The sequence below is a fragment of the Rhizobium etli 8C-3 genome, from assembly GCF_001908375.1.
In the GTDB taxonomy this organism is placed as follows: Bacteria; Pseudomonadota; Alphaproteobacteria; order Rhizobiales; family Rhizobiaceae; genus Rhizobium; species Rhizobium etli_B.
The window spans coordinates 2636906-2660071 of the sequence record NZ_CP017241.1; the positions used below are offsets into that span (position 1 = coordinate 2636906).

The window sequence follows — 23166 nt, forward strand, 5'->3', positions numbered from 1 at the left end:
AAGAGCCGGGACGGGCCCCGGCTCTTCGATCATCAAGGAGTCAATTGCAAGGCTGTCATCGCAGCCCGCAGCGCTCTTAGCTGTCCAGGAAGCTGCGGAGTTTTCTGGAGCGGCTCGGATGCTTGAGCTTGCGTAGCGCCTTCGCCTCGATCTGGCGAATACGCTCGCGGGTGACCGAAAACTGCTGGCCGACTTCCTCGAGCGTATGGTCTGTGTTCATGCCAATGCCGAAGCGCATGCGCAGCACGCGTTCCTCGCGCGGCGTGAGCGAGGCGAGAACACGCGTCGTTGTCTCGCGCAGGTTCGCCTGGATGGCGGCGTCGATCGGCAGAAGCGCGTTCTTGTCTTCGATGAAATCGCCGAGGTGTGAATCTTCCTCGTCGCCCACGGGGGTTTCAAGCGAGATCGGCTCCTTGGCGATCTTCAGGACCTTGCGGACCTTTTCGAGCGGCATGGCGAGCTTTTCGGCCAGTTCCTCCGGTGTCGGCTCGCGGCCGATTTCATGCAGCATCTGGCGGGACGTGCGGACGATCTTGTTGATCGTCTCGATCATGTGCACCGGAATGCGGATCGTGCGCGCCTGATCGGCGATCGAGCGGGTGATCGCCTGGCGGATCCACCAGGTCGCATAGGTCGAGAACTTGTAGCCGCGGCGGTATTCGAACTTGTCGACCGCCTTCATCAGGCCGATATTGCCTTCCTGAATGAGGTCGAGGAACTGCAGGCCGCGGTTGGTGTACTTCTTGGCGATGGAGATGACGAGGCGAAGATTCGCTTCGACCATTTCCTTCTTGGCGATGCGCGCTTCGCGCTCGCCCTTCTGCACCATGTGCACGATGCGGCGGAATTCCGAAATCGAGATGCCGGTTTCCGTGGCGAGGTTCTGGATCTCCTGGCGGATGTCGCGGATCGTCGTGTTCTCGCCCTTGGCGAATTCCTTCCAGCCGCGCGCAGCCAGATTGCCGATCGACTTCATCCAGTTCGGATCGAGCTCGGCACCTTGATACTGCTCCAGGAACGAGTCTCGCTTGACGCCGTAGGATTCAGCCAGACGCAGCAGGCGGCCTTCGTTTTGAACGAGGCGCTTGTTGATGTCGTAAAGCTGCTCGACCAGAGCCTCGATGCGGTTCTGGTTGAGCGATAGCGACTTGACGGCCTTGATCAGTTCGTCCTTGAGTTCCTTGTAGCGGCGCTCTTGGGCAGAAGACAGCGTGCCGGTCGCGGCAAGGCGCTGCTCGACCTGCTGGTCCTGCAGCTTGCGCAGCTTCTTGTAGGTTTCGGCGATAAGGTCGAGCGTTTCCATGACCTGCGGCCGCAGCTCTGCTTCCATGGCTGCGAGCGAAAGGTTGGATTCGTCTTCGTCCTCTTCCTCTTCCTCTACCGGCATGCCTTCACCGCCGACATCGGTGATGTCGTCGTCGCCGGAACGCATGCGGCGGGTCTTTTCCTTCTCTTCCGCAGCCTTGCGGTCTGCCTCGATCTTTTCAGGGCTCTGGAACTGCGGGGCGGCCTTGGCTTCAGGACCGGAATATGTCGTTTCGAGATCGATGATCTCGCGAAGCAGGGTCGTGCCCTCGTTCAGTTCGTCGCGCCAGATGATGAGTGCCTGGAAGGTGAGCGGGCTTTCACAGAGCCCGGCGATCATGGTTTCCCGTCCGGCCTCGATGCGCTTGGCGATGGCAATTTCGCCTTCGCGCGACAGGAGCTCGACGGAACCCATCTCGCGAAGGTACATGCGCACCGGATCGTCGGTACGATCGGTCGGCTCTTTCTTCTTTGCGGTTGCGAGCGCGGTGCCGCCGGAAGGTGCGAGTTCGCCACCTTCGCTCTCGTCATCACCGCCCGCGTCGTCGTCGTCACCGCCGCTTTGGCCTGCCTCTTCGGCCTCTTCGTCTTCGATGACATTGATGCCCATATCGGACAACATCGCCATGGTGTCTTCGATCTGCTCGGACGTCACTTCCTCGGACGGAAGAACGGCATTCAGTTCGTCCATCGTCACGTAGCCGCGTTTCTTCGCGGCCTTGATCATTTTCTTGACCGCGTCATCGGAAAGATCGAGAAGAGGGCCGTCGGATGCGCCGTCGCGTTCGACTTCCGCTTCTTCGTTCTCTTTGACCTTGGTTACCATTTATATCGTCGCCTTCCTGACGCTATTCAAACTCGCTGCGGTGAACGGACCCCGAAGCCTGAGTGCGCAAACCCAAGCCTCGAATCACCTTACTCACCTAACGAGATGACCTTTAAAGCCCAATTAACCACGATCGCTGATGCCGGACGACAGAGCTTTAGTGCTTCGAAATTTCCGGCCATGGTTATGTGCGATCCGCCTCGACCCAGTTCACCGCTTTTCAAGTCGAACGGTGATTCCCACAATTTTCGCTCCCGTCAAGCTTTTCCACAAAAAAAGCCGTCGAAAACACGGAAAAAGCCTTATCCACAGGCTAGGAACCGCTCAAGCGATTGCTTCGCTTAGATAGGATGTCACCGCAAGAAGACAAGGGGAGCAAGAATTGCGGCTTGGCAACGAGAGATCTTCCTGGTTTTCAGCTGCCGTTGCAGAATACCCGCGCCCATAGCTATCTCGAAGCATGGGCGACGGCCTTTCTTCCGGCGTGTGCAGCTTTCGCTTGTCGCGCGATACGAAAGCAAGCAGGCCGCCTCGCCCACAGCAGGGCGAGCAATTGCAGTCGATCGCCGTCTTCCAAGTCTCCGTCCACCTCGAATGCGACCTTGCCGCAGTCGCAGCTTCATTGGTAGATCATCGCTTTCCCTTAGTTCCAATCCATCACGACCTTGCCGGAATTGCCCGAGCGCATCGCCTCGAAGCCCTCCTGGAATTCGTCGATCTTGATGCGGTGCGTGATGACCGGCGACAGGTCGAGCCCGCCTTGCACGAAGGCGATCATCTTGTACCAGGTCTCGAACATCTCGCGACCGTAGATGCCCTTGAGGTTGAGCATCTTGAAGATGACCTTGTTCCAGTCGATCTCGAAACCAGCCGGCGCGATGCCGAGGATTGCGATCTTGCCGCCATTGTTCATCTTGTCGATCATGTCGCGAAATGCGGGTGCTGCACCCGACATCTCCAGGCCGACATCAAAACCCTCTGTCATGCCGATCGCCTTCATGACATCGGCGAGATTCTCCTTCGACGCATCGACGACGTAGTCGATGCCGAGTCTGCGCGCCAGATCCAGCCGGTGGGGGTTGATGTCGGTAATGACGACTTTGCGGGCGCCGGAACGTTTGGCGACGAGCGCGCCCATGATGCCAATCGGGCCTGCACCGGTGACGAGCACGTCCTCTCCGACGAGATCGAAGGAAAGCGCTGTATGAACCGCATTACCGAAGGGATCGAAGATCGCGGCGATCTCGTCCGGAATGTCGTCCGGGATCGGCACGACATTGGCTTCCGGAATGCAGACGAACTCACCGAAGGAGCCGGGACGATTGACGCCGACGCCAAGCGTATTGCGGCAGAGGTGCCCCCTGCCGGCGCGGCAGTTGCGACACTTGCCGCAGACGATATGGCCCTCACCGGAGACCCGCTCGCCGACATGGTATCTGGTGACGGCAGAACCGATCTCGGCGATCTCGCCGCAGAACTCATGACCGACGACCATCGGCACCGGAATGGTCTTCTGCGCCCACTGGTCCCAGTTCCAGATATGGACATCCGTACCGCAGATCGCCGACTTCTTGACACGGATAAGAACGTCATTCGGCCCGACCTCGGGAACCGGGACGCTTTCCATCCAGAGCCCGACTTCCGGTTTCGACTTGACCAGCGCCTTCATCATATTCGACATTCGAGGATTCCCGTTCGATGGTGCCCAGCTTGGCTGCTTCCCTTCTCCCCTCGGGGAGCGCGGCACAGGGTTAATTGCTCTTCATTTCGTTGAGAACGTCGCTGACGCTTCGGTCCCTCATCTGTCCTTCTGACATGGCAGCGTCAAATGACGCCGAGTTCCCTGCCCGATTCCGCGAAAGCCGCAACCACCCGCTCGACATCGGCCCTGGAATGCGCTGCCGACATCTGCGTGCGGATGCGCGCCTTTCCCTTGGGCACGACCGGGAAGGAAAAGCCGATGACGTAAATGCCCTTCTTCAGCATCAACGCCGCCATGTCCTGTGCGAGCTTGGCATCGCCGAGCATCACCGGAATGATCGGATGCCCCTCGCCCGCCAGCGTGAAGCCGAGCTTGGTCATCTCGGCGCGGAAGTGCGAAGCGTTTGCTGAGAGTTTTTCGCGCAGTGCGTTGCCGTTCTCGATCAGGTCAAAGACCTTGAGCGAGGCGGCGGCAATGACCGGTGCAAGCGTATTGGAAAAGAGATAGGGCCGCGAGCGCTGCCGCAGCCAGTCGATGATCTCGGCCTTTGCCGAAGTATAACCTCCCGAAGCGCCGCCGAGTGCCTTTCCAAGCGTGCCGGTGATGATATCGACACGGCCCTCGACGCCGCAATGTTCCGGTGAACCGCGGCCATGCCTGCCGACGAAGCCGACGGCATGGCTGTCGTCGACCATGACCATGGCGCCGTATCGCTCCGCGAGATCGCAGACACCTTGCAGGTTGGCGATGATGCCGTCCATCGAGAACACACCGTCGGTCGCGATCATCTTGAAACGGCTGCCTTCGGCCTTCTTCAACTCCTCTTCCAGCGCCTTCATGTCGTTGTTGGCATAGCGGAAACGCTTGGCTTTGGAGAGCCGCACGCCGTCGATGATCGAGGCATGGTTAAGCGCATCGGAGATGATTGCATCCTCCTCTCCAAGCAGCGTCTCGAACAAGCCGCCATTGGCATCGAAACAGGAGGAATAAAGGATCGTGTCCTCCATGGCGAGGAACGACGAAATGCGGGATTCGAGCTGCTTGTGCTCCTCCTGCGTACCGCAGATGAAGCGGACGGAGGCCATGCCGTATCCATAACGCTCAAGCGCTCGTTTGCCCGCCTCGGCCAGCTCGTCGTTATCGGCAAGGCCCAGATAGTTGTTGGCGCAGAAGTTCAGCACGCGCTCGCCGGAAGCGATGGAGATTTCGCCGGCTTGCTTCGAGGTGATGACGCGCTCGGACTTGTAAAGGCCGGCATCCTTGATCGCGGAGAGTTCGCCGCGCAGATGGGAGATGAATTGCGAGGTCATTGACGGTCTTTCTTCCGATACTTCCAACTGTCGCCGAGTTAGCATATTGCCATCGGCTTGTCTTGTTCAGCACTGAACCGATCCGGTTTGGAAGCTCCCTTCCGGACAGCTGGCACGTAAAACCCGTCCTCGATTTCGCCGATCGACCTCGCTCGGCATTGCGGTAACAAATTGACTGAGTTCAGTCACTGGAAAGGCCGCCGCGACCACCCTATTGCGGTCTAGTCGTTGTTTGCCAGAATGACATTTAGAAAAGCATCGCCATAGCGCTCGAGCTTCGATTGCCCTACCCCTGAGATGTTCAGCAGCTCCTTCCGGTTTTTTGGCCGTTCGGTGGCGAAGGCGATCAGAGTCGTGTCGGGGAAGACCACATATGGCGGAACGCCAAGGGATCTGGCAATTAAGGTGCGCTCGGCCCGAAGGGCTTCGAAGAGAATGCCGTCGGGGCCGGAAAGGCCGGAGCTGCGCTCTCTACGTTCGGGTTTCTTCATGCGTCGTTCCGAGGCCGGGCGGTCCTTGCGGAAGAAGACCTGGCGTTCATGCTTGAAGACGGCGCGAGCATCCGGCTCCAGCTTCATCGCGCCATAGGCTTCATGATCGATGCGGATCAGACCCATGGCAAGGAGCTGGCGGAAGACGGATTGCCAGGTTCGGGCCGGGATATCCTTGCCTGCGCCGAAGACCGGCATGCCGACATGGCCGAAGCGCTCGGTCTTTTCATTGGCATTGCCGAGGAGCACATCGATCACATGGCCGGTGCCAAAACGCTCGCCGGTACGATAGACGGCGGCAAGCGCCTTGATTGCCGCTTCCGTCCCATCCCAGGTTTCGACAGGCTTCAGGCAGGTATCGCAGTTGCCGCAATTGCCGGCATGCGCTTCGCCGAAATGCCCAAGGATCGCCTGGCGGCGGCAGGAAGCCGTTTCACAGATGGCGAGCAGCGCGTTGAGCTTGCCGCGTTCGATGCGTTTGATCTCATCGGCCGCGTTACCTTCGTCGATCATGCGGCGGCGCTGGATGGCGTCGGCCATGCCATAGGCCATCCAGACCTCCGACGGCAGGCCGTCGCGCCCAGCACGGCCGGTTTCCTGGTAATAGGCCTCGATCGAGCCCGGCAGGTCGAGATGGGCGACATAACGAACATTCGGCTTGTCGATTCCCATACCGAAGGCGACTGTGGCGACGAGGCAAAGCTCGTCTTCCTTCAGGAACGCATCCTGATTGGCATCGCGCAGCGACCGATCCATGCCGGCATGATAGCCAAGCGCGCGGATGCCCTGCGCGTTCAGCCAATCTGCCGTGTCTTCGACCTTGGCGCGCGAAAGGCAGTAGATGATGCCGCTATTGCCCTTGTGCCTGGAGAGGAACCGCAGGAGCTGCTGGCGCGGCTGATCGCGTTCGACGATTTCGTAGGAAATGTTCGGCCGGTCGAAGCTGGTGGTGAAAACCTTGGCGTTGTTCAGCGCCAGCCGTTCGATGATGTCGTGGCGGGTGTGCGCATCGGCGGTAGCCGTCAAGGCGATGCGCGGTACGCCCGGATAGTGTTCGGCAAGCCTGCCGAGTTCGCGATATTCCGGGCGAAAGTCATGCCCCCATTGCGAGACGCAGTGCGCCTCGTCGATCGCAAAGAGCGCGATCTTCGCACTGCCGATCATCTCTCTGAAGCCGTCCATGAGGATCCGCTCAGGCGTGACATAAAGAAGATCGAGCTGACCCGCCGATAGTGCCCGGCGAACGTCGATGAATTCTTCGCGGGAGAGCGACGAGTTGAGCGCTGCAGCGCGGATGCCGAGCTGCTTCATTGCCTCCACCTGATCGCGCATCAGGGCAATCAGCGGCGAAACGACGATACCTACGCCGTCGCGGCAGAGCGCCGGGATCTGGAAGCAGAGCGATTTGCCGGCGCCCGTGGGAAAGAGCACCACGGCATCGCCACCTGCCACGAGCTGATCGATCACTTGCTGTTGCTTGCCGCGAAACGCGGGATATCCATAGACGCGCTTCAGGATAACGAGCGGATCCGGGCCATTGTCGAAGAGCGCACCTGCGGCCGAAAATGACATGTCGCCGCCATCCATCAATGGCTCGCCGCACCCTTCACGCGGCCGGAAAGCACGCCGAAACCATCGATGATGGCTTCCTGGTTCTCCAGCCGGAGACCTTCAAAATGGACTTCCTGCAGCGCGCGCATCAATTGGTCGATGACATCGCCGTCTCCGGCTTCCGTTGCCTCGGCGATCTCGCGTTCAAGTTCGATCTTCTGCCAGCGAAGCGCCTTGGCGCGCTTGTGGAAGGCAAGCGCCTGGCGGTAGCCCTCGCGAGCATCCTCCATGGCCGCCTCCTCCGTCGCGATCCAGAGGCGCGCGTTGCGGATCTGCTGCTCCAGGCTCTTGAGGAGCGCGCCGAAGCCCTGCTCCTCCAGCCGGTCGATCAGGTATTCGCGCGTCAGATGCGGCCCGGCGACGGCCGCCGCAGCACCGAGCACACCTGACCATAGTCGCTGAAGCTCGCGGTTGTCGTAATCGATCGAGGCGATTTCATCGTACTCGTCCTGCATCAGGGTGGGATGATTGACGATCGTGAGCGCCAGCACGCTTTCGCGCAAGGCCGGAATTTCCTGATGCCCACGCACGAGGCCCGAACGCGCAAGGCGCTCGGAAACGCCGCCGCCGGAAATGCGCGCGCCACGCGCCTCCTGCCCGCCGCGTCCGGCTTGCCGGCCGCCGCGATCGAAGCTCCGGCGCTCGCCACGGTTTTGGAATTGCGGCTGAAAGAATGCGCTGAGCCGGTCCCGGATGTCCTGCTGATAGTGGCGTCGGACATTTTCGTCGACGATGACGGCGACCATCTGCTTCAGCCGGGCTTCGAGTTCGGCGCGCGCCTCCGGAGTATCGAATTTTCCCGTGTTGATCTCGCGGCTCCAGAGCATCTCGGCGAGCGGCTTTGCCTGGTCCATCACCTTGTCGAACGCCGCACGGCCATCATGGCGCACGAGGTCGTCCGGATCCTTGCCATCGGGCAGCAGCGCAAAACGCACGGTTCGGCCGGGCTTCAGATGCGGCAGTGCCAAATCTGCAGCGCGGTTTGCTGCGCGGATGCCGGCGTTGTCGCCATCGAAGCAGAGCACTGGTTGCGGTGTCATTTTCCAAAGCAGTTCGAGCTGGTTCTCGGTAAGAGCAGTACCGAGCGGCGCAACGGCATTTTCGATGCCGGCCTGATGCAACGCGATGACGTCCATATAACCTTCGACGGCGATGATGGTGCCGGCACCGTCTGCGCCTTGGATCGCTCGCCGGGCGCGTGCGAAATTGTAGAGCACATTGCCTTTGTGGAAGAGCTCGGTCTCGTTGGAATTGAGATATTTCGCTGGCGCATCCGGCGACATCGCGCGCCCGCCAAAGGCGATCACCTTCTCCCGCGACGAGAGGATGGGAAACATGATGCGGTCGCGGAAGCGATCGTAGCTGACCGGCACGTCGGGACCATAAACCACAAGACCGCAGGCTTCGATCTGCTCCTTGGCAACGCCCTTGCCGGCCAGAAACTCCTTGAGCGCATTGCGGCTGTCCGGTGCAAAGCCGAGGCGGAAGGTTTCGATTGTCCGGCCCGTCAGTCCGCGGTCGCGCAGGTATGCCCGCGCCCGCGCGCCGTTCGCCGTCTGCAATTGGTCCTGAAAGAACAGCGTCGCCAGTTCCATGACGTCTTGAAGCGTGCCGCGCTCCTTTTCGCGCTTCTCCATGACGGGATCGGCGATCGGCATGGCGACACCCGCCATATCGGCGATCTGCTGAACGGCTTCGGGGAAACTCATGCCCTCAAGCTCGGTCAGGAATCGGAAATGGTCTCCAGTTACGCCGCAGCCGAAGCAGTGATAGCGGCCCTTGCGGTCCTCGCAGTGAAAGCTCGGTGACTTCTCGCCGTGGAACGGGCAGCAGGCCCAGTAGTCGCCGCGCGAAACATTGGTCTTGCGCTTGTCCCAGCTCACGCGACGGCCGATCACATCCGAGATCTGGACGCGGTCGCGTATCTCATCGAGAAAGGAATTGGAAAAGCGCATATGAACCTCTTGGACAACCATCATATACGCAGGTTTGGACGAGCCTGCCACGAACTTCGGGCAAAAGACGCGCTATTCACAGGCTTGACACCTCGCCTTTGAATTGACGGCGACGCCTGGGTGCCTAGAAGCAATCGAACATTTAGATGCAGCGCGAGGCATGTTCACAAGCAGTTCGTCCTCCTAAAGGACGAAACGAGTAGCAAGGAAACATCGAGGTGACATGGAGTTTTCCAAAAAGCAGCCGCCGCATCTGCGCCACTTTGCCAGCAACAGAAGCATTGAAAAATCGCCTCTGAAAGCACCGGGAAAAACAATCAAAAAAACGTGAAAGCCTGCAGCTGAAGGGGTGCGACAACTGTGCACGCCGAGCGCCTGTCCGCAATCCGGACAGACCAAACAAGCCTTCGGCAAGGCACGCGTCACGACAAATAAGATCATTGATTATCAGTCGTTTAGTTCGCATGAAAGGTGATCGCGGGGCCAAACTTGGCACTGCCGGCGCGATCTGTTCATCCACATGCAAAACGCGCACGATCGAATTATTATATTTTTGTAATTTGAATCCTCTGCTGCATCGCAATAGGCTCCGTCCCAACAAGCGATCCCCGAGCGAGGCTCCATCCCTACCCCCGGCGCCGCCTCGCAAGGGTGCCTTTGCAAATACGCCGCTGGTTTGGGTCTCGGCCTGCGTCGCCAGCGACAAGCAAAGAGCAAGAAGGCAGGAGCGCCCCCAGCTCCTGCCTTCTTTACTTTTGGCTTAACCTTGCCGGTTAACTGACCCTCGTAATTTTGCAGCACCCTTGTGCGAAGTAACATTGACAGGCGCGTCCTTCGTGACAGATGGAATACGTGTGCCCGCCTGGATTGCTCGATGTCCATTACCGCAGAAAAACTTGCAGCCGATGATCGTTTTTTTGAAGCGGTATTACTCTGCGCCAATGAGATGCTCGCGATCTATCGCGAAAGCCCGCGCATTGCCTCGATCTTTGCAGCCCAGCAGCGCTGGCTGATGGCGCATGCCGGATTTGCGCTGCACTATGGGTATCCCGACGGCATAACGAAAGGGCTTTACTCCGGGCGCTTTGTCGAATTTGTCGTTACCAACAAGATCGCCAGCCGCAACACCGCTGCCACTTTCATGCAGGAAATGCTTGCCTATCGCTTCCTGAGGCCGGCAAGCAGCCAGAGCGATCGCCGCGCGCGGTTGCTTGAGCCGACGGAGACGGCAGAACAGCATTTCCTGAAGTGGCTCCTCGCCCATCTGTTCATCCTCGACGGGCCCGATGGCGGGAAACGCCTTGAGCGAGCGAGCGCAGATCTTTCAACCATCGGCAAAATTCAGCCGCTGATCGCCAAGGCGATTATCGAAACCGATGCTGTACGCGACCCTGGCAGGACCTTCAATCTCTTCAACTGGGCAAATTCGGGTGGGCTGGTCATGGATTATCTGATGTCGCGCCTGCCGGGCTTCGACCGCTCGAAGGAGCGCATGGCTCTTGGTCCCGTATCACTTGGGGAAATCCGGGCGCAGTTCATGATTTCGAACACGCACCTGAAGCGCCTGCTTTCACAGGCAGCCGCAATTGGCAGCATCGGTTGGGAGGAGCCGCCGCGCAAGGGCGATCTCTGGCTCTCGCGCGGCTTCATTCTCGAATACTGGAACTATCAGGCTGCGAAATTTGCGATCATCGATGCGGCGGCCGAGGCAGTTCTCGGCCCGGCCTGACGGAGCCTATTTCAGCAGTTCCTTGACCGTGCCGGACGCTTTGGCGAAGTCCATTTGTCCGGCATAACGTTCCTTGAGCGCTGCCATGACCTTGCCCATGTCCTTCGGCCCCCCGGCGCCGGTCTCCTTGATGATGGCAGCGATATTCGCCCGCACCTCGGAGTCCGAAAGCTGCTTCGGCAGGAAGTCCTGGATCACAGTGATCTCGGCGCGTTCCTTGGCAGCAAGTTCCGGGCGGGCGTTTTCTTCGTAGATCTTCGCCGATTCGTCGCGTTGCTTCACCATCTTGGCGAGGATCTGCAGAATTTCGTCATCCGGAGCCTCGCCTTTGCCTGTGCCGCGATTGGCGATGTCGCGGTCCTTGATCGCCGCCTGGATCAGACGGACGGTCGAGAGCCGTTCGGCATTCTTGGATTTCATCGCGTCCTTAAGCGCGGTGGCGACCTGATCGCGCAGCATTGTCTTCACTCCTGTTGAATTGCGCTTCATAAACCAGCCCGATGGCATGGATCAAATAAATTGCGAGACTTGCGCGAGAAAGCGAAGGAAAAGGCGCCCGATCCACGCTAGAAAGATTGACGACGGGGCACAGCGCGGCTATCTACCGCCACCTGCACCAAAATTCGTGATCAGGCCTGAGATGCGCTGCGACAAGCTGCGCCCATACGCTTGCGAACACAATTGGCAGTCTGACGGCCCCAAGACGTCAGGACCTGCCGGAAACGGGATGAAGATGACCGCGACAGCACCCTGGACAACCGAAAAGCCGACTGCCCTGCTCGTTCTGGCTGATGGAACCGTGATCGAAGGCAAGGGGATCGGCGCCACCGGCAAGGTCCAGGCCGAAGTGGTCTTCAACACGGCGCTGACCGGCTATGAGGAAATCCTGACCGACCCCTCTTATCTGGGCCAGATCGTCACCTTCACCTTCCCGCATATCGGCAATATCGGCACAAATGACGAAGACATCGAAGACCTGACGCCGGCAGCGCGCCATGGCGCGGTCGGCGTCATCTTCAAGGCCGACATCACCGAGCCCTCCAACTACCGAGCCGCAAAGCATCTCGATGCCTGGCTGAAGTCCCGCGGCGTCATCGGCCTTTGCGGCATCGACACCCGCGCACTCACCGCGTGGATCCGCGAGAACGGCGCACCGAATGCGGTGATTGCTCATGACCCGAACGGCGTCTTCGACCTTGAAACCCTAAAGGCCGAAGCCAGGGCCTGGAGCGGCCTCGAGGGCCTCGACCTGGCCAAGATCGCCTCCTCCGGCCAGTCGTCGCAATGGGTGCAGACGCCCTGGATCTGGAACGAAGGCTACGCAGAACTCGGCGCCGACAAGGCGAAATACCATGTCGTCTGCCTCGACTACGGCGTGAAGCGCAACATCCTGCGCCTCTTTGCGGGCCTCGATTGCAAAGTGACGGTCGTTCCGGCAACGACCAGCGCCGAGGACGTGCTTGCCATGCAACCGGACGGCATCTTCCTGTCGAACGGCCCCGGCGATCCGGCGGCAACCGGCGAATATGCCGTGCCGGTGATCCGCAAGCTGATCAAGACGGACATCCCGGTCTTCGGTATCTGCCTCGGCCATCAGATGCTGGGTCTCGCGCTCGGCGCCAGGACCGAAAAGATGCACCAAGGCCATCATGGCGCCAACCATCCGGTGAAAGACCATACGACCGGCAAGGTCGAGATCGTCTCGATGAACCACGGCTTTGCGGTCGACACGAAGTCGCTACCGGAAGGCGTTGAGGAGACTCATGTTTCCCTCTTCGACGGCACCAATTGCGGCCTGCGCGTCGCCGGCAAGCAGATCTTCTCCGTCCAGCACCATCCGGAAGCCTCTCCCGGCCCGCAGGACAGCCATTACCTCTTCCGCCGCTTCATCAACATGGTGCGCGGCAAGAAAGGCGAAGCAGCGCTCGCCGAGCGTTGAGGCCCTTCTGGTTTGTCGAAAAAGCCTGCCTGTTGAACCGACCCCATCAAGTTGGACGGTTCAAAGGCTGGGAAAATTGAGGGCTGGGTCCTGTACGATAAAGGGCTCGGCCCCTTGAGTTTCATTTTGATGCGGTCATTGTCGTGATGGCGGATGGTGTCGGTGATACGGGATTGCGGGCTTTGAACGCCGGCAAACTTTATCGGGCGGAGGAACTCGGATCTGAGGATGGCAATGAAGCCCTGCATGGCTGCGTTATTGAGGCAGCTGCCTTTACGTGACATGTTTTCGACGCCCGCGTTGTTGAAGCCCGACTCGACAGGCGGGCATCTGGTCTTGCCATCCCTGATTGGAATGCAGGATCGGCCGATTCGTTGTGGCCCAGCCGGCTCAGCGCCTTGGTCAACATGCTTTCCACCAGCTTGAAGGCGGGCCGCCTGGCTTCGAAGGCAATGATCTCGCCGTTGAACGGTCCATGACCGGTGAGAGATAGAGCTTCTTTGCCCGCTATGTTGAACTCCGTCACGTCCGTCGTCCATTTCTGGTCGGCACCATGCGCAGTGAACTGCGTTTGAGGAGATCGGGGCCACGCGTCCGACACTGCCCTTGTAGGAGTGGGATATCTTTGGTGGAACAGGCGTTGCGATAGCTCTCCCCGCCGCTCACGCACCGCCAGACAGTCGATTGCTTCAAACTCTCGGTGAACTTGGAAAGGCAACCCCCGAAGATTGATGTCCAACTTCGGGGCCGGTTCACTGCCGCGGGCTTTTTCTTCTGCCTGATGCTTGACCTCAACTTAACTTGAGGAACTAGACCGGTTCGCGTGACATCGACAATCAAGGAGATGGTGATGAACGGCGCTTTTTATCGTGTGGACAAGTTTGCCGTGCCGGAGGAGGCACGCGAGGAGTTTCTGATCAATGTACTGAAGACACACGAGGTGCTGCAGGCCCAGGAAGGTTTCATCCGGCACACGGTCCTCGAGCAGGTTTCAGGGCCGGGCGAATTCAATTTCGTGACCATTGCCGAATGGGAAAGCGCCGAGGTGATCGAGCGGGTGAAGGCCGCCGTCCAGGCGGCACACCGGGCGCGAAACTTCGATCCGCAGGCTCTTTTTTCGCGGCTCGGCATCCGCGCCGACATTGCCAATTACAAGCCGGTTGCAGCTTGACGATCGAACGGCCGGTTCAGGCGCCGGCCGTTTTCCCCTCGTGACGCACGAGGACGTAGAAACGTGCGCAGAGCATGACCGCGGCAGCCGCAAGTCCGACGAGAAAACCGAACCAGATGCCCACGCCGCCAAAGCCCATCGGGAAAGCGAACAACCAAGCAAGGAAGAAGCCGATGGGCCAGTAGGCAATCAGCGCCATGATCATCGGCACACGAGCATCCTTAAGGCCGCGCAGCAAACCATTGGCGACAGCCTGCATGCCGTCGACGAGCTGGAAGAGGCCCGCAACGACGATGAGCGGACCGGCGTAAGCCAGCACCTGCGGCGCTTCCGGCGAACTGACGTCCAGGAACCAGCTGCCAAGGAATTCCGGCATGATGGCAAAAAGCACGCCGCCGATACCGGAGATCGCCGCCGCGATGATCAGTACCGCGATCGAGGCGCGAACCAGAGCGGGATGGTCACCCTGCCCGTGCGCAATGCCTACGCGCACGGTTGCCGCCTGCGAGAGGCCGAGTGGGATCATGAAGGCGATCGACGCCCATTGGAGCGCAATGCCATGTGCCGCAAGCTCGATCGTGCCGATGTAACCCATCAGTAGCGAGGCAACTGTAAAGAGGCTGACTTCTGCAAGTATGGTTACGCTTATCGGCAGACCGAGGCGAACGACGTCCCAAAGCGCGTGCCAATCCGGCCGCCAGAAACGCACCAGGATCTCGTAACGCCGTGTCTCCTCCCTCATCTGCACATAGGCGAGGATGAAGACAAAGCCTGCAGTCTGTACTGCGACCGAAACGATCGCAGCGCCCTGAAGGCCCATTGCTGGAAAACCGAAGTGGCCGAGGACGAGGGCGTATGCGAAGATCGCGTTCATCACCAGCATGGCAATGGTCACATTGAGGACGACGGCAGCCTTGCCGATCGCGCTGACAAGCGCGCGCACGACATTGTAAAGCAGCCCCGGCAGCACGCCGAAATGGCCGATCAGGATATAGCCGTGCGCAAGCTTTGCCACTTCCGGCTTCTGGCCAGCGGCGAGTAATATCTCCTCGGCATATAAGAAGACCGGCTGCATGACGAGCCAATAGACGGTGACCATCCAAAGGCCCATGCGCATCGAGCGACGAACGGTGACGACATCGCCCCGGCCGTAAGCCTGCGCGACCATCGGGATAACTGCGATGGCAAAGCCCGAACCGAAGATCAGGATCGTGAACAGGAACTGCGCCGACAGCACCATGGCAGCCAGATTCTCGGCGCCGAGGCGGCCGACGATCATCACATCCGTCGTGTTGATGCCAAGCTGGGCAAGCTGTGCGCCGATGAACGGAATGCCGAGTGCCAGCGTGGCGCGGAAATGCGCACTCCAGCGATTGTCGGTTTGCGGCGCAAGCCTGTGCACGTCGATCGGCGCGTCCATCAAAGCCATCCCTAATTGGTTGAATCACTTCAGGCCGCATTTCGCGGCAAAGTAATACCGGGCCTTAGATCAAAGGCCCGCAAAGAGCCATCCCAAAAGAGGCAGATGATGAAAAATTCATCACATCATCACGAATTCTGATAGCTCATTGCGCCGGCGTCTCCAGGGCTTTTGAAGGTTTCGCGGTCCGGACCTTCGCGAGGAACACCAGGGCGGCCGAGAGGATAAAGAAGGCAGCGAGCAGGTAGGGAGCACCGGCAAAGGTCACCGGGGCATCCGGCCTGGTGAAATAGCCGAACATCTGGGTGAAGATCAGCGGGCCTGCGATCGTCGTAATGCTGCTGAGGCTGGTCAGCGCTCCTTGCAATTCACCCTGCGCAGATGGCGGCACCATGCCGGCGGCAATGCTGCGAAGCGGCGGATCGGCGACATTTTCCATCACGGTCAGAATGATGACCGTGTAGACGACCCAGCCCTCCCAGGCGAAGGCATACCCCGTCAGACCGACGATAGAAAAAGAAAGGCCGACGATGGCGGTCTTCCACTCGCCGAGAACCGGCACGATCTTTGGCAGCACGAGCCCCATCACGATCGCAGCGCCGATGCCATAGATGCCGAGCGAAAGGCCGATCTGGCCTTCGCTCCAGCCGTAGCGATAGGTCGAGACGAACGACCAGACCGACGGATAAACGGCGTGTGCAAGCCAGAAGAGGAACATGACGGCGCCGACCCAGCCGATGCCGGGATAATTGCGCATCTGCTTCAACGCGCCCAGCGGATTGGCTCGCCTCCATTCGAAAGCGCGCCGATGCTTGGCGGGGAGGGTTTCCGGCAACAGGAAATAGGCTGCAACGAAATTGAGGAAGGAAAGCGCCGCTGCACCGAAGAATGGAACGCGCGGGCCGAATTCGCCCAGGAAACCGCCAATGACCGGGCCAATGGTGAAGCCGATGCCGAAGGCAATGCCGATCAGGCCGAAGTTCTTGGCGCGGTTTTGGTCATTGCTGATGTCGGCGATATAGGCAGAACACGTCGCATAGCTGCCGCCGCTCAAGCCTGCGAGCGCCCGTCCGACAAAAAGCATCCAGAAGCTGGTGGCAATCGCGCAGATCAGGTTGTCGATCGCGAAGGTCAACACGGAAAGAAGCAAGATCGGACGGCGGCCGAAACGGTCACTGAGATTGCCAAAAAGCGGCGAGAACAAGAACAGCATGCCCGCATAGACGACCAGCAGCCAGCCGCCGTCGAGTGCGGCATCGCTAATGGTTCCGCCTGTGAGTTCCTCGAGATAGGCGGGCAGCACAGGCATGATGATTGCAATTCCGATCACGTCCAAAAACAGGATCAGGAAAACGAGGAAGAGGCCGCGGCGAACGAATTTGGGATCCAGCATGGAATGTCTCTCAACAGGGGATTGCTTCTGGAAAGACGATCGCGTCGCCGGGGTTGTAACATAGCTCAACGAAAAAAATGAAACAATACGAGAACATTTCAAAGTTTTTGATCAAGCCGCCAAGGATATTGATCGGCGGGCGGAACAAACGGAGATCCCAAGCGGGCCGCCGCTTTCTTCACGAAATCATTGAAGGCGCGCAGTGCAGGCCGCATGCGCCTGCGGCTGGTAATAGAAAAAAACCGGTCCCGTTGGCAAAAGAAGCTCGCTTAAAGCGGCCCGGAGAACGTATCGCAGGCGGCGAGCTGGCCGCTGTCGAAGCCCCGTTTGAACCAGCGCATGCGTTGGTCGGACGTGCCGTGATTGAAGCTTTCCGGCACGACATAGCCCTGACTCCGCTTCTGCAGCGTGTCGTCGCCGATTTGCTGAGCAGCGTTCAGTGCCTCTTCAAGGTCTCCGGCATCGAGCATGCCTTTCTGCTCGGTATATTTCCCCCAAATGCCTGCAAAGCAATCGGCCTGCAGCTCGACGCGCACTGACATCTTGTTGGCCTCGGCTTCGCTCATGCGCTGGCGCGCCTGGTTGAACTTCGGCAGGATGCCGAGCAGGTTCTGGACGTGGTGGCCGACTTCGTGGGCGACCACGTAGGCTTCGGCGAAGTCGCCGGAGGCGCCAAATTTCCTCTCGAGCTCCTGGAAGAAGGCGGTGTCGAGATAGACCTTGTGATCGCCGGGGCAATAGAATGGCCCGGTGGCGGCGGATGCGAAACCGCATGCCGATTGCGTCGCGTCTGCAAAGAGCACCAGTGTTGGCTCCTCATAATCCCTGCCCTGAGCCTGGAAGATGCCCTGCCAGGTATCCTCGGTCTCGGCCAGCACGGTACGCATGAATGCTGTCATCTCGTCATCGGCGGGCGTGCTGGTGCTTTCCGACTGGCTCTGCTCGTAGCCAGAGCCGCCCGTCATGCCGCCATCCAACACCTGCATCAGGTCGATCCCCATCGCCTTGAAGATCAGATAGATGACAACGAGGAAGATGATCGTGCCGATCGAGAGCCCGCCGCCCCTGCGTCCCACACCGCCGCCGGATGGGAAGCTGAAGCCGCCGTTGCGGCCGAACGGATTACGGCCGAACCCGCCACGTGTCGCATCACCGCGGCGATCCTCGACATTGTCCGACTGGCGGCGACCCTTCCATTCCATCTGAACTCTCCCCTGGCGATGCGCAGGCATGCGCTCTTGGGCAATTATATATCCGGTGGCGACGTGAAGGCCAGCAGGTTTCAGGCAAAGGGCTTTAGACGCAGACAAAGCGCGGGAACGAGCACATTGCCGGCAAGGCCAGACGGTGTCACTCCCGCTGAAGATCACCCATTCATCCGCCCCCGCCAGAATGAAAAGACCGATGCAAAAACGCTGCACGGAAGCCTTGCCGCAAACTCGTGCTTCTTGCGCCTGCGCCGTTGCCGAGTAGACGGGCAAGGGCTTCGAAATTGCGCTCGGCCGTGGCTACGCCGCTGGTTGCTGCCTTGCTTCGGTTGAAGAAAATGCACCAAATGCTTGACGTGACTCCTGCTTTCGCTCTCACTGAAGGAGAGGATCTGGGAGGACATGATGAAAGCACTACGCCTGGAAGCGACGGGGCGGCTTGCGGTGAACCGAATGGAAAAGCCGGTGCCAGGCCCCGGCGAAATGCTGGTGAAGATCGAAGCCTGCGGGATCTGCGGCACCGACCGACATCTCTTCCTGGGCGAATTTCCGTCGAAGCCCCCCGTGACGCTCGGACACGAATTCGTCGGCATCATCGAAGCCGTTTCGCAAGGCGTGACCGCCTTTCGCCCCGGCATGCGGGTGACGGGCGATCCGAACATCGCCTGCGGACGCTGCCCCGAATGCCGGCGCGGACGCGTCAATCTCTGCCGGAACCTGCAAGCGATCGGCATTCATCGGGATGGCGGTTTTGCCGAGTATGTCTGCATGCCGGAGCAACAAGCGTTCGAACTGCCTCAGTCGCTGGCACCGCTGCATGGCGCCTTTTGTGAACCCCTCGCCTGCTGTCTGCACGGCGTCGATCTGGCAAAGATCGGGGCGGGCGCATCAGTGGCCGTGCTCGGCGGTGGCGTGATCGGACTGCTGGTCGTGCAGCTTGCGCGCCTCGCCGGTGCAACGCGCGTCGTGCTCGTGACGCGCAACGCCGATAAACGGCGGCTTGCAGAAGACCTTGGCGCGACGGCAACGGCCGACCCCTCAGCACGCGACGTCGTCGACCTTGTGACGGCCGACCACGGCCTTCTGCCGGGCGGTGCCGATGTGGTGATCGAATGCGCCGGCGTGGCGCAGACCATGGAACAGGCTCCTCTCCTTGCCCGCCGCGGCGGCACCGTCGTGATCCTCGGCGTCATGCCGCAGGGCGCCAGGATTTCCATGCAGCCCTTCGATCTGCTGTTTCGCGAGATCAAGTTGGTGAACTCGTTTCTGAACCCCTTCACGCACGGCCGTGCTGCCGACCTGATCGCCTCCGGCGTCATCAAGGTCGAGCCTCTGATCTCCCGCCGCATCGGGCTGGACGACGCGCCGGAAGCAATCGCCAATCCGGCACGCAGCGGCGAGATACGTGTCATTGTGGTCCCCGGCCCGTGAACGGCGTTTCAGGAGTTTTCGAATTCCTGTCGATTCCGCGATTTATGGGGTTCCGTTTGCAAATACATTTGCCTATAAGCCGCTTCTAGCCTGAAAAGACCCCTCGTGCGCGACCCGACCCGGTGCCTCCCACCCTGGCCGGCTTTTTGCGCAGCTAGAAACGGATACCGCCCATGCCGAAGCGCCAAGACATCAAATCGATCCTCATCATCGGCGCGGGACCGATTGTCATTGGCCAGGCTTGCGAATTCGACTATTCCGGCACCCAGGCCTGCAAGGCGCTGAAGGAGGAAGGCTACAGGGTCATCCTCGTCAACTCCAACCCGGCGACAATCATGACCGACCCGGGTCTCGCCGACGCGACCTATGTCGAACCTATCACCCCCGAAGTCGTCGCCAAGATCATCGCCAAGGAGCGGCCGGATGCGCTGCTGCCGACGATGGGCGGCCAGACGGCGCTGAACACGGCTCTTTCGCTGAAGCGAATGGGCGTTCTCGACCGCTACAATGTCGAGATGATTGGCGCCAAGCCGGCCGCGATCGACATGGCAGAAGACCGCGCCCTCTTCCGCGAAGCCATGGCCCGCATCGGGCTGGAAACGCCGCGCTCGATGCTGGCGAATGCCACAGACATCAAGGACGCCGACCGCAAGATGCATGAAGCCGAGCGCACAAAGCTGCGCGAGAGCCTCTCCGGCGCCGCACTCGACACTGCGCTTGACGATCTGGAAAACCAGTGGAACCTGGGCGAGAGCGACCGCAAGCAGCGCTATTTGAACCACGCAATGGCGATCGCCGCCCAGGCGCTCGATGACGTCGGTCTGCCAGCCATCATTCGTCCGTCCTTCACACTCGGCGGCACCGGCGGCGGCATTGCCTACAATCGTTCGGAATTCTTCGACATCGTCGGCGGCGGCCTCGACGCTTCGCCCACGACCGAAGTCTTGATCGAGGAGTCGGTCCTTGGCTGGAAGGAGTATGAAATGGAAGTCGTCCGCGACAAGGCGGACAATTGCATCATCATCTGCTCGATCGAAAACATTGATCCGATGGGCGTCCACACCGGCGATTCGATCACCGTCGCTCCGGCCCTGACGCTGACCGACAAGGAATACCAGATCATGCGCAACGCCTCGATTGCGGTGCTGCGCGAGATCGGCGTCGAGACCGGCGGCTCAAACGTCCAGTTCGCCGTCAATCCGAAGGACGGCCGCCTCGTCGTCATCGAGATGAACCCGCGCGTTTCGCGCTCTTCGGCGCTTGCCTCCAAGGCCACCGGTTTCCCGATCGCCAAAGTCGCGGCTAAACTCGCAATCGGCTATACCCTGGACGAACTTGAAAACGACATCACCGGCGGCGCCACACCCGCCTCCTTCGAACCGTCGATCGACTATGTCGTCACCAAGATCCCGCGCTTTGCCTTCGAGAAGTTCCCGGGCGCCTCGCCGATCTTGACGACGGCGATGAAGTCCGTCGGCGAAGTCATGGCGATCGGCCGCACCTTCGCTGAATCCCTGCAGAAGGCGCTCCGCGGCCTCGAAACGGGCCTGACGGGCCTTGACGAAATCGAAATCCCAGACGTGGAGGAAGGCGAGTCCAGCCAGAATGCCATCCGCGCCGCGATCGGCGCACCGACGCCCGATCGCCTGCGCATGGTTGCCCAGGCCCTGCGCCAGGGCATGAGCGAGGCCGAGGTTCACGAGGGCTCCAAGATCGACCCGTGGTTCATCGCCCAGTTCAAGGCGATCGTCGACATGGAGGCTCGTATCCGCGAGCATGGCCTGCCGAGCGACGCCGACAATCTGCGCATGCTGAAGGCCATGGGCTTTTCGGACGCGCGCCTTGCGACGCTGACGAACAAGCGTCCGAAAGAAGTGGCGGAACTTCGCAACAGGCTCAATGTCCGCCCGGTCTTCAAGCGCATCGATACCTGCGCGGCCGAATTCGCCTCGCCGACTGCCTATATGTACTCGACCTACGAAACACCCTTCGTCGGCGCTGCCCGCTCCGAAGCGCAGGTCTCCGACCGCAAGAAGGTCGTCATCCTCGGCGGCGGTCCGAACCGGATCGGCCAGGGTATAGAGTTCGATTATTGTTGCTGCCACGCCGCCTTCGCATTGAAGGATGCCGGCTACGAAGCGATCATGATCAACTGCAATCCGGAAACCGTCTCGACCGACTACGACACTTCCGACCGCCTCTATTTCGAGCCGCTGACGGCCGAAGACGTGATCGAGATCCTGCGCGCCGAGCAGGAAAAGGGTGAAGTCGTCGGCGTCATCGTCCAGTTCGGCGGCCAGACGCCGCTGAAGCTTGCCGAAGCGCTGGAAAAGAACGGCATCCCGATCCTCGGCACCGCGCCGGATGCGATCGACCTTGCCGAAGACCGCGACCGCTTCCAGAAGCTTCTGATGAAGCTCGACCTCAACCAGCCGAACAACGGCATTGCTTATTCCGTCGAGCAGGCCCGCCTCGTCGCCGCCGAAATCGGCTTCCCGCTGGTGGTACGCCCCTCCTACGTTCTCGGCGGCCGCGCCATGCAGATCATCCATTCGGAATCGATGCTGCAGACCTATCTGCTCGACACCGTTCCGGAACTGGTTCCCGAAGACATCAAGCAGCGCTATCCGAACGACAAGACCGGCCAGATCAACACGCTGCTCGGCAAGAACCCGCTGCTCTTCGACAGCTACCTGACGAACGCCATCGAGGTCGACGTCGACTGCCTTTCCGACGGTGATGACGTCTACGTCGCGGGCATCATGGAGCATATCGAAGAAGCCGGCATCCATTCGGGCGACTCGGCCTGCTCGCTGCCGCCGCGCTCGCTGTCGGGGGACTTGCTCGACGAACTCGAGCGCCAGGCAAAGGCCATGGCCAAGGCGCTGAATGTCGGCGGTTTGATGAACGTGCAGTTCGCGATCAAGGACAACACCGTCTACGTGCTCGAAGTCAACCCGCGCGCCTCGCGCACCGTGCCGTTCGTGGCAAAGACCATCGGAGCACCGATTGCCAAGATCGCTGCCCGCGTCATGGCTGGCGAGAAGCTGGATGCGGCCTTCGCCGCCTACGGCCAAAAGCCCGATCCGCGCGCCTTGAAGCACATCGCCGTCAAGGAGGCCGTCTTCCCCTTCGCCCGCTTCCCGGGCGTCGATACCCTGCTTGGGCCTGAAATGCGTTCGACCGGGGAGGTCATCGGCCTCGACACCGATTTCGCGCTGGCCTTCGCCAAGTCGCAGCTCGGCGCCGGCGTTGAACTGCCGCGCGACGGGACGGTCTTCGTCTCCGTTCGCGACCACGACAAGTCACGCGTGCTGCCTGCAATCCGTGTTCTCGTAGGCGAAGGTTTCAAGGTGCTCGCCACCGGCGGAACGCAACGTTTCTTGGCTGAACATGGCATCGAAGCGACGAAGATCAACAAGGTGCTCGAGGGCCGTCCGCACATCGAGGATGCGATCCGCAACCGCCAGGTCCAACTTGTCATCAACACGACGGACGGCAACAAGGCGATTTCCGATTCGAAGTCGCTCCGCCGCGCGACACTGATGCAGAAGGTGCCGTATTACACGACGATGGCCGGTGCCGAAGCAGCTGCCCAGGCGATCAAGGCCCTAAAGGCCGGCAACCTTGAGGTTCGCCCGCTGCAGAGCTATTTCTGAGCGTTTGAACGACCGG

14 protein-coding genes and 1 pseudogene are annotated in these 23166 nt (G+C 60.3%); 5 read left to right on the plus strand and 10 right to left on the minus strand.

What is annotated here, in order from left to right:
- Window positions 1-76: 76 nt before the first annotated feature.
- The 5 genes from rpoD to dnaG form a co-directional block, all read right to left on the minus strand.
- The gene (rpoD, locus tag AM571_RS13310; protein ID WP_022714276.1) at window positions 77-2131 is read right to left on the minus strand and encodes an RNA polymerase sigma factor RpoD; all 2055 of its coding nucleotides are present in this window, start codon (window positions 2129-2131) and stop codon (window positions 77-79) included.
- A 643-nt stretch (window positions 2132-2774) separates the two neighbouring features.
- The gene (gene tdh, locus AM571_RS13315; protein WP_074061811.1) at window positions 2775-3812 is read right to left on the minus strand and encodes an L-threonine 3-dehydrogenase; all 1038 of its coding nucleotides are present in this window, start codon (window positions 3810-3812) and stop codon (window positions 2775-2777) included.
- Between the two features lie 143 nt (window positions 3813-3955).
- Window positions 3956-5143 (minus strand): glycine C-acetyltransferase, encoded by a 1188-nt coding sequence (locus AM571_RS13320; RefSeq protein ID WP_074061812.1) that lies wholly within the window; start codon window positions 5141-5143, stop codon window positions 3956-3958.
- 221 nt (window positions 5144-5364) lie between these two features.
- Window positions 5365-7206, minus strand: a complete 1842-nt coding sequence (gene recQ, locus AM571_RS13325; protein ID WP_420493353.1) for a DNA helicase RecQ — start codon at window positions 7204-7206, stop codon at window positions 5365-5367.
- Between the two features lie 14 nt (window positions 7207-7220).
- On the minus strand, window positions 7221-9200 hold the full coding sequence (dnaG, locus tag AM571_RS13330; protein ID WP_074063235.1) for a DNA primase: 1980 nt from the start codon (window positions 9198-9200) through the stop codon (window positions 7221-7223).
- A gap of 874 nt (window positions 9201-10074) precedes the next feature.
- Here dnaG and AM571_RS13340 point away from each other — a divergent pair.
- Window positions 10075-10929, plus strand: coding sequence for a hypothetical protein (locus AM571_RS13340; protein ID WP_074061814.1), 855 nt, complete (start codon window positions 10075-10077; stop codon window positions 10927-10929).
- Between the two features lie 6 nt (window positions 10930-10935).
- Here the strand turns inward: AM571_RS13340 and AM571_RS13345 are convergent, their stop codons facing one another.
- Window positions 10936-11388 (minus strand): GatB/YqeY domain-containing protein, encoded by a 453-nt coding sequence (locus AM571_RS13345; RefSeq protein ID WP_074061815.1) that lies wholly within the window; start codon window positions 11386-11388, stop codon window positions 10936-10938.
- A 274-nt stretch (window positions 11389-11662) separates the two neighbouring features.
- Between AM571_RS13345 and carA the strand changes: the two genes are divergently transcribed.
- Entirely contained in the window at window positions 11663-12868 is a 1206-nt protein-coding gene (gene carA, locus AM571_RS13350) for a glutamine-hydrolyzing carbamoyl-phosphate synthase small subunit (protein ID WP_074063236.1), read from the plus strand.
- Window positions 12869-12948: 80 nt separating this feature from the next.
- On the opposite strand, the pseudogene AM571_RS37385 reads toward carA, so the two are convergent.
- A pseudogene (locus AM571_RS37385) lies at window positions 12949-13503 on the minus strand (transposase); the annotation flags it as partial.
- Window positions 13504-13718: 215 nt separating this feature from the next.
- Here AM571_RS37385 and AM571_RS13355 point away from each other — a divergent pair.
- Entirely contained in the window at window positions 13719-14039 is a 321-nt protein-coding gene (locus tag AM571_RS13355; RefSeq protein WP_074061816.1) for an antibiotic biosynthesis monooxygenase family protein, read from the plus strand.
- A gap of 16 nt (window positions 14040-14055) precedes the next feature.
- Here AM571_RS13355 and AM571_RS13360 read toward each other — a convergent pair whose 3' ends face one another.
- The 3 genes from AM571_RS13360 to AM571_RS13370 form a co-directional block, all read right to left on the minus strand.
- Window positions 14056-15459 carry an MATE family efflux transporter gene (locus AM571_RS13360; RefSeq protein ID WP_074063237.1) on the minus strand — a complete coding sequence of 468 codons (1404 nt, stop codon included), beginning with the start codon at window positions 15457-15459 and terminating at the stop codon, window positions 14056-14058.
- Between the two features lie 145 nt (window positions 15460-15604).
- On the minus strand, window positions 15605-16852 hold the full coding sequence (locus AM571_RS13365) for a TCR/Tet family MFS transporter (RefSeq protein WP_074061817.1): 1248 nt from the start codon (window positions 16850-16852) through the stop codon (window positions 15605-15607).
- Window positions 16853-17121: 269 nt separating this feature from the next.
- The gene (locus AM571_RS13370; protein ID WP_074061818.1) at window positions 17122-18054 is read right to left on the minus strand and encodes a neutral zinc metallopeptidase; all 933 of its coding nucleotides are present in this window, start codon (window positions 18052-18054) and stop codon (window positions 17122-17124) included.
- 411 nt (window positions 18055-18465) lie between these two features.
- On the opposite strand from AM571_RS13370, the gene AM571_RS13375 reads away from it, so the two are divergent.
- Both AM571_RS13375 and carB read left to right on the plus strand, forming a co-directional pair.
- On the plus strand, window positions 18466-19491 hold the full coding sequence (locus AM571_RS13375) for a zinc-dependent alcohol dehydrogenase family protein (protein ID WP_074063238.1): 1026 nt from the start codon (window positions 18466-18468) through the stop codon (window positions 19489-19491).
- A 173-nt stretch (window positions 19492-19664) separates the two neighbouring features.
- Window positions 19665-23150, plus strand: coding sequence for a carbamoyl-phosphate synthase large subunit (carB, locus tag AM571_RS13380; RefSeq protein ID WP_074061819.1), 3486 nt, complete (start codon window positions 19665-19667; stop codon window positions 23148-23150).
- Window positions 23151-23166 lie beyond the last annotated feature (16 nt).

Excerpts from the sequence above, each read along its gene's own strand:
- tdh (WP_074061811.1), bottom strand. The coding sequence starts at position 3,812 with ATGTCGAATATGATGAAGGCGCTGGTCAAGTCGAAACCGGAAGTCGGG.
- AM571_RS13320 (WP_074061812.1), bottom strand. The coding sequence starts at position 5,143 with ATGACCTCGCAATTCATCTCCCATCTGCGCGGCGAACTCTCCGCGATC.
- dnaG (WP_074063235.1), bottom strand. The coding sequence starts at position 9,200 with ATGCGCTTTTCCAATTCCTTTCTCGATGAGATACGCGACCGCGTCCAG.
- AM571_RS13355 (WP_074061816.1), top strand. The coding sequence starts at position 13,719 with ATGAACGGCGCTTTTTATCGTGTGGACAAGTTTGCCGTGCCGGAGGAG.
- AM571_RS13365 (WP_074061817.1), bottom strand. The coding sequence starts at position 16,852 with ATGCTGGATCCCAAATTCGTTCGCCGCGGCCTCTTCCTCGTTTTCCTG.
- AM571_RS13345 (WP_074061815.1), bottom strand. The coding sequence starts at position 11,388 with ATGCTGCGCGATCAGGTCGCCACCGCGCTTAAGGACGCGATGAAATCC.
- AM571_RS13375 (WP_074063238.1), top strand. The coding sequence starts at position 18,466 with ATGAAAGCACTACGCCTGGAAGCGACGGGGCGGCTTGCGGTGAACCGA.
- carB (WP_074061819.1), top strand. The coding sequence starts at position 19,665 with ATGCCGAAGCGCCAAGACATCAAATCGATCCTCATCATCGGCGCGGGA.
- rpoD (WP_022714276.1), bottom strand. The coding sequence starts at position 2,131 with ATGGTAACCAAGGTCAAAGAGAACGAAGAAGCGGAAGTCGAACGCGAC.
- recQ (WP_420493353.1), bottom strand. The coding sequence starts at position 7,206 with ATGTCATTTTCGGCCGCAGGTGCGCTCTTCGACAATGGCCCGGATCCG.
- carA (WP_074063236.1), top strand. The coding sequence starts at position 11,663 with ATGACCGCGACAGCACCCTGGACAACCGAAAAGCCGACTGCCCTGCTC.
- AM571_RS13360 (WP_074063237.1), bottom strand. The coding sequence starts at position 15,459 with ATGGACGCGCCGATCGACGTGCACAGGCTTGCGCCGCAAACCGACAAT.
- AM571_RS13340 (WP_074061814.1), top strand. The coding sequence starts at position 10,075 with ATGTCCATTACCGCAGAAAAACTTGCAGCCGATGATCGTTTTTTTGAA.
- AM571_RS13370 (WP_074061818.1), bottom strand. The coding sequence starts at position 18,054 with ATGGAATGGAAGGGTCGCCGCCAGTCGGACAATGTCGAGGATCGCCGC.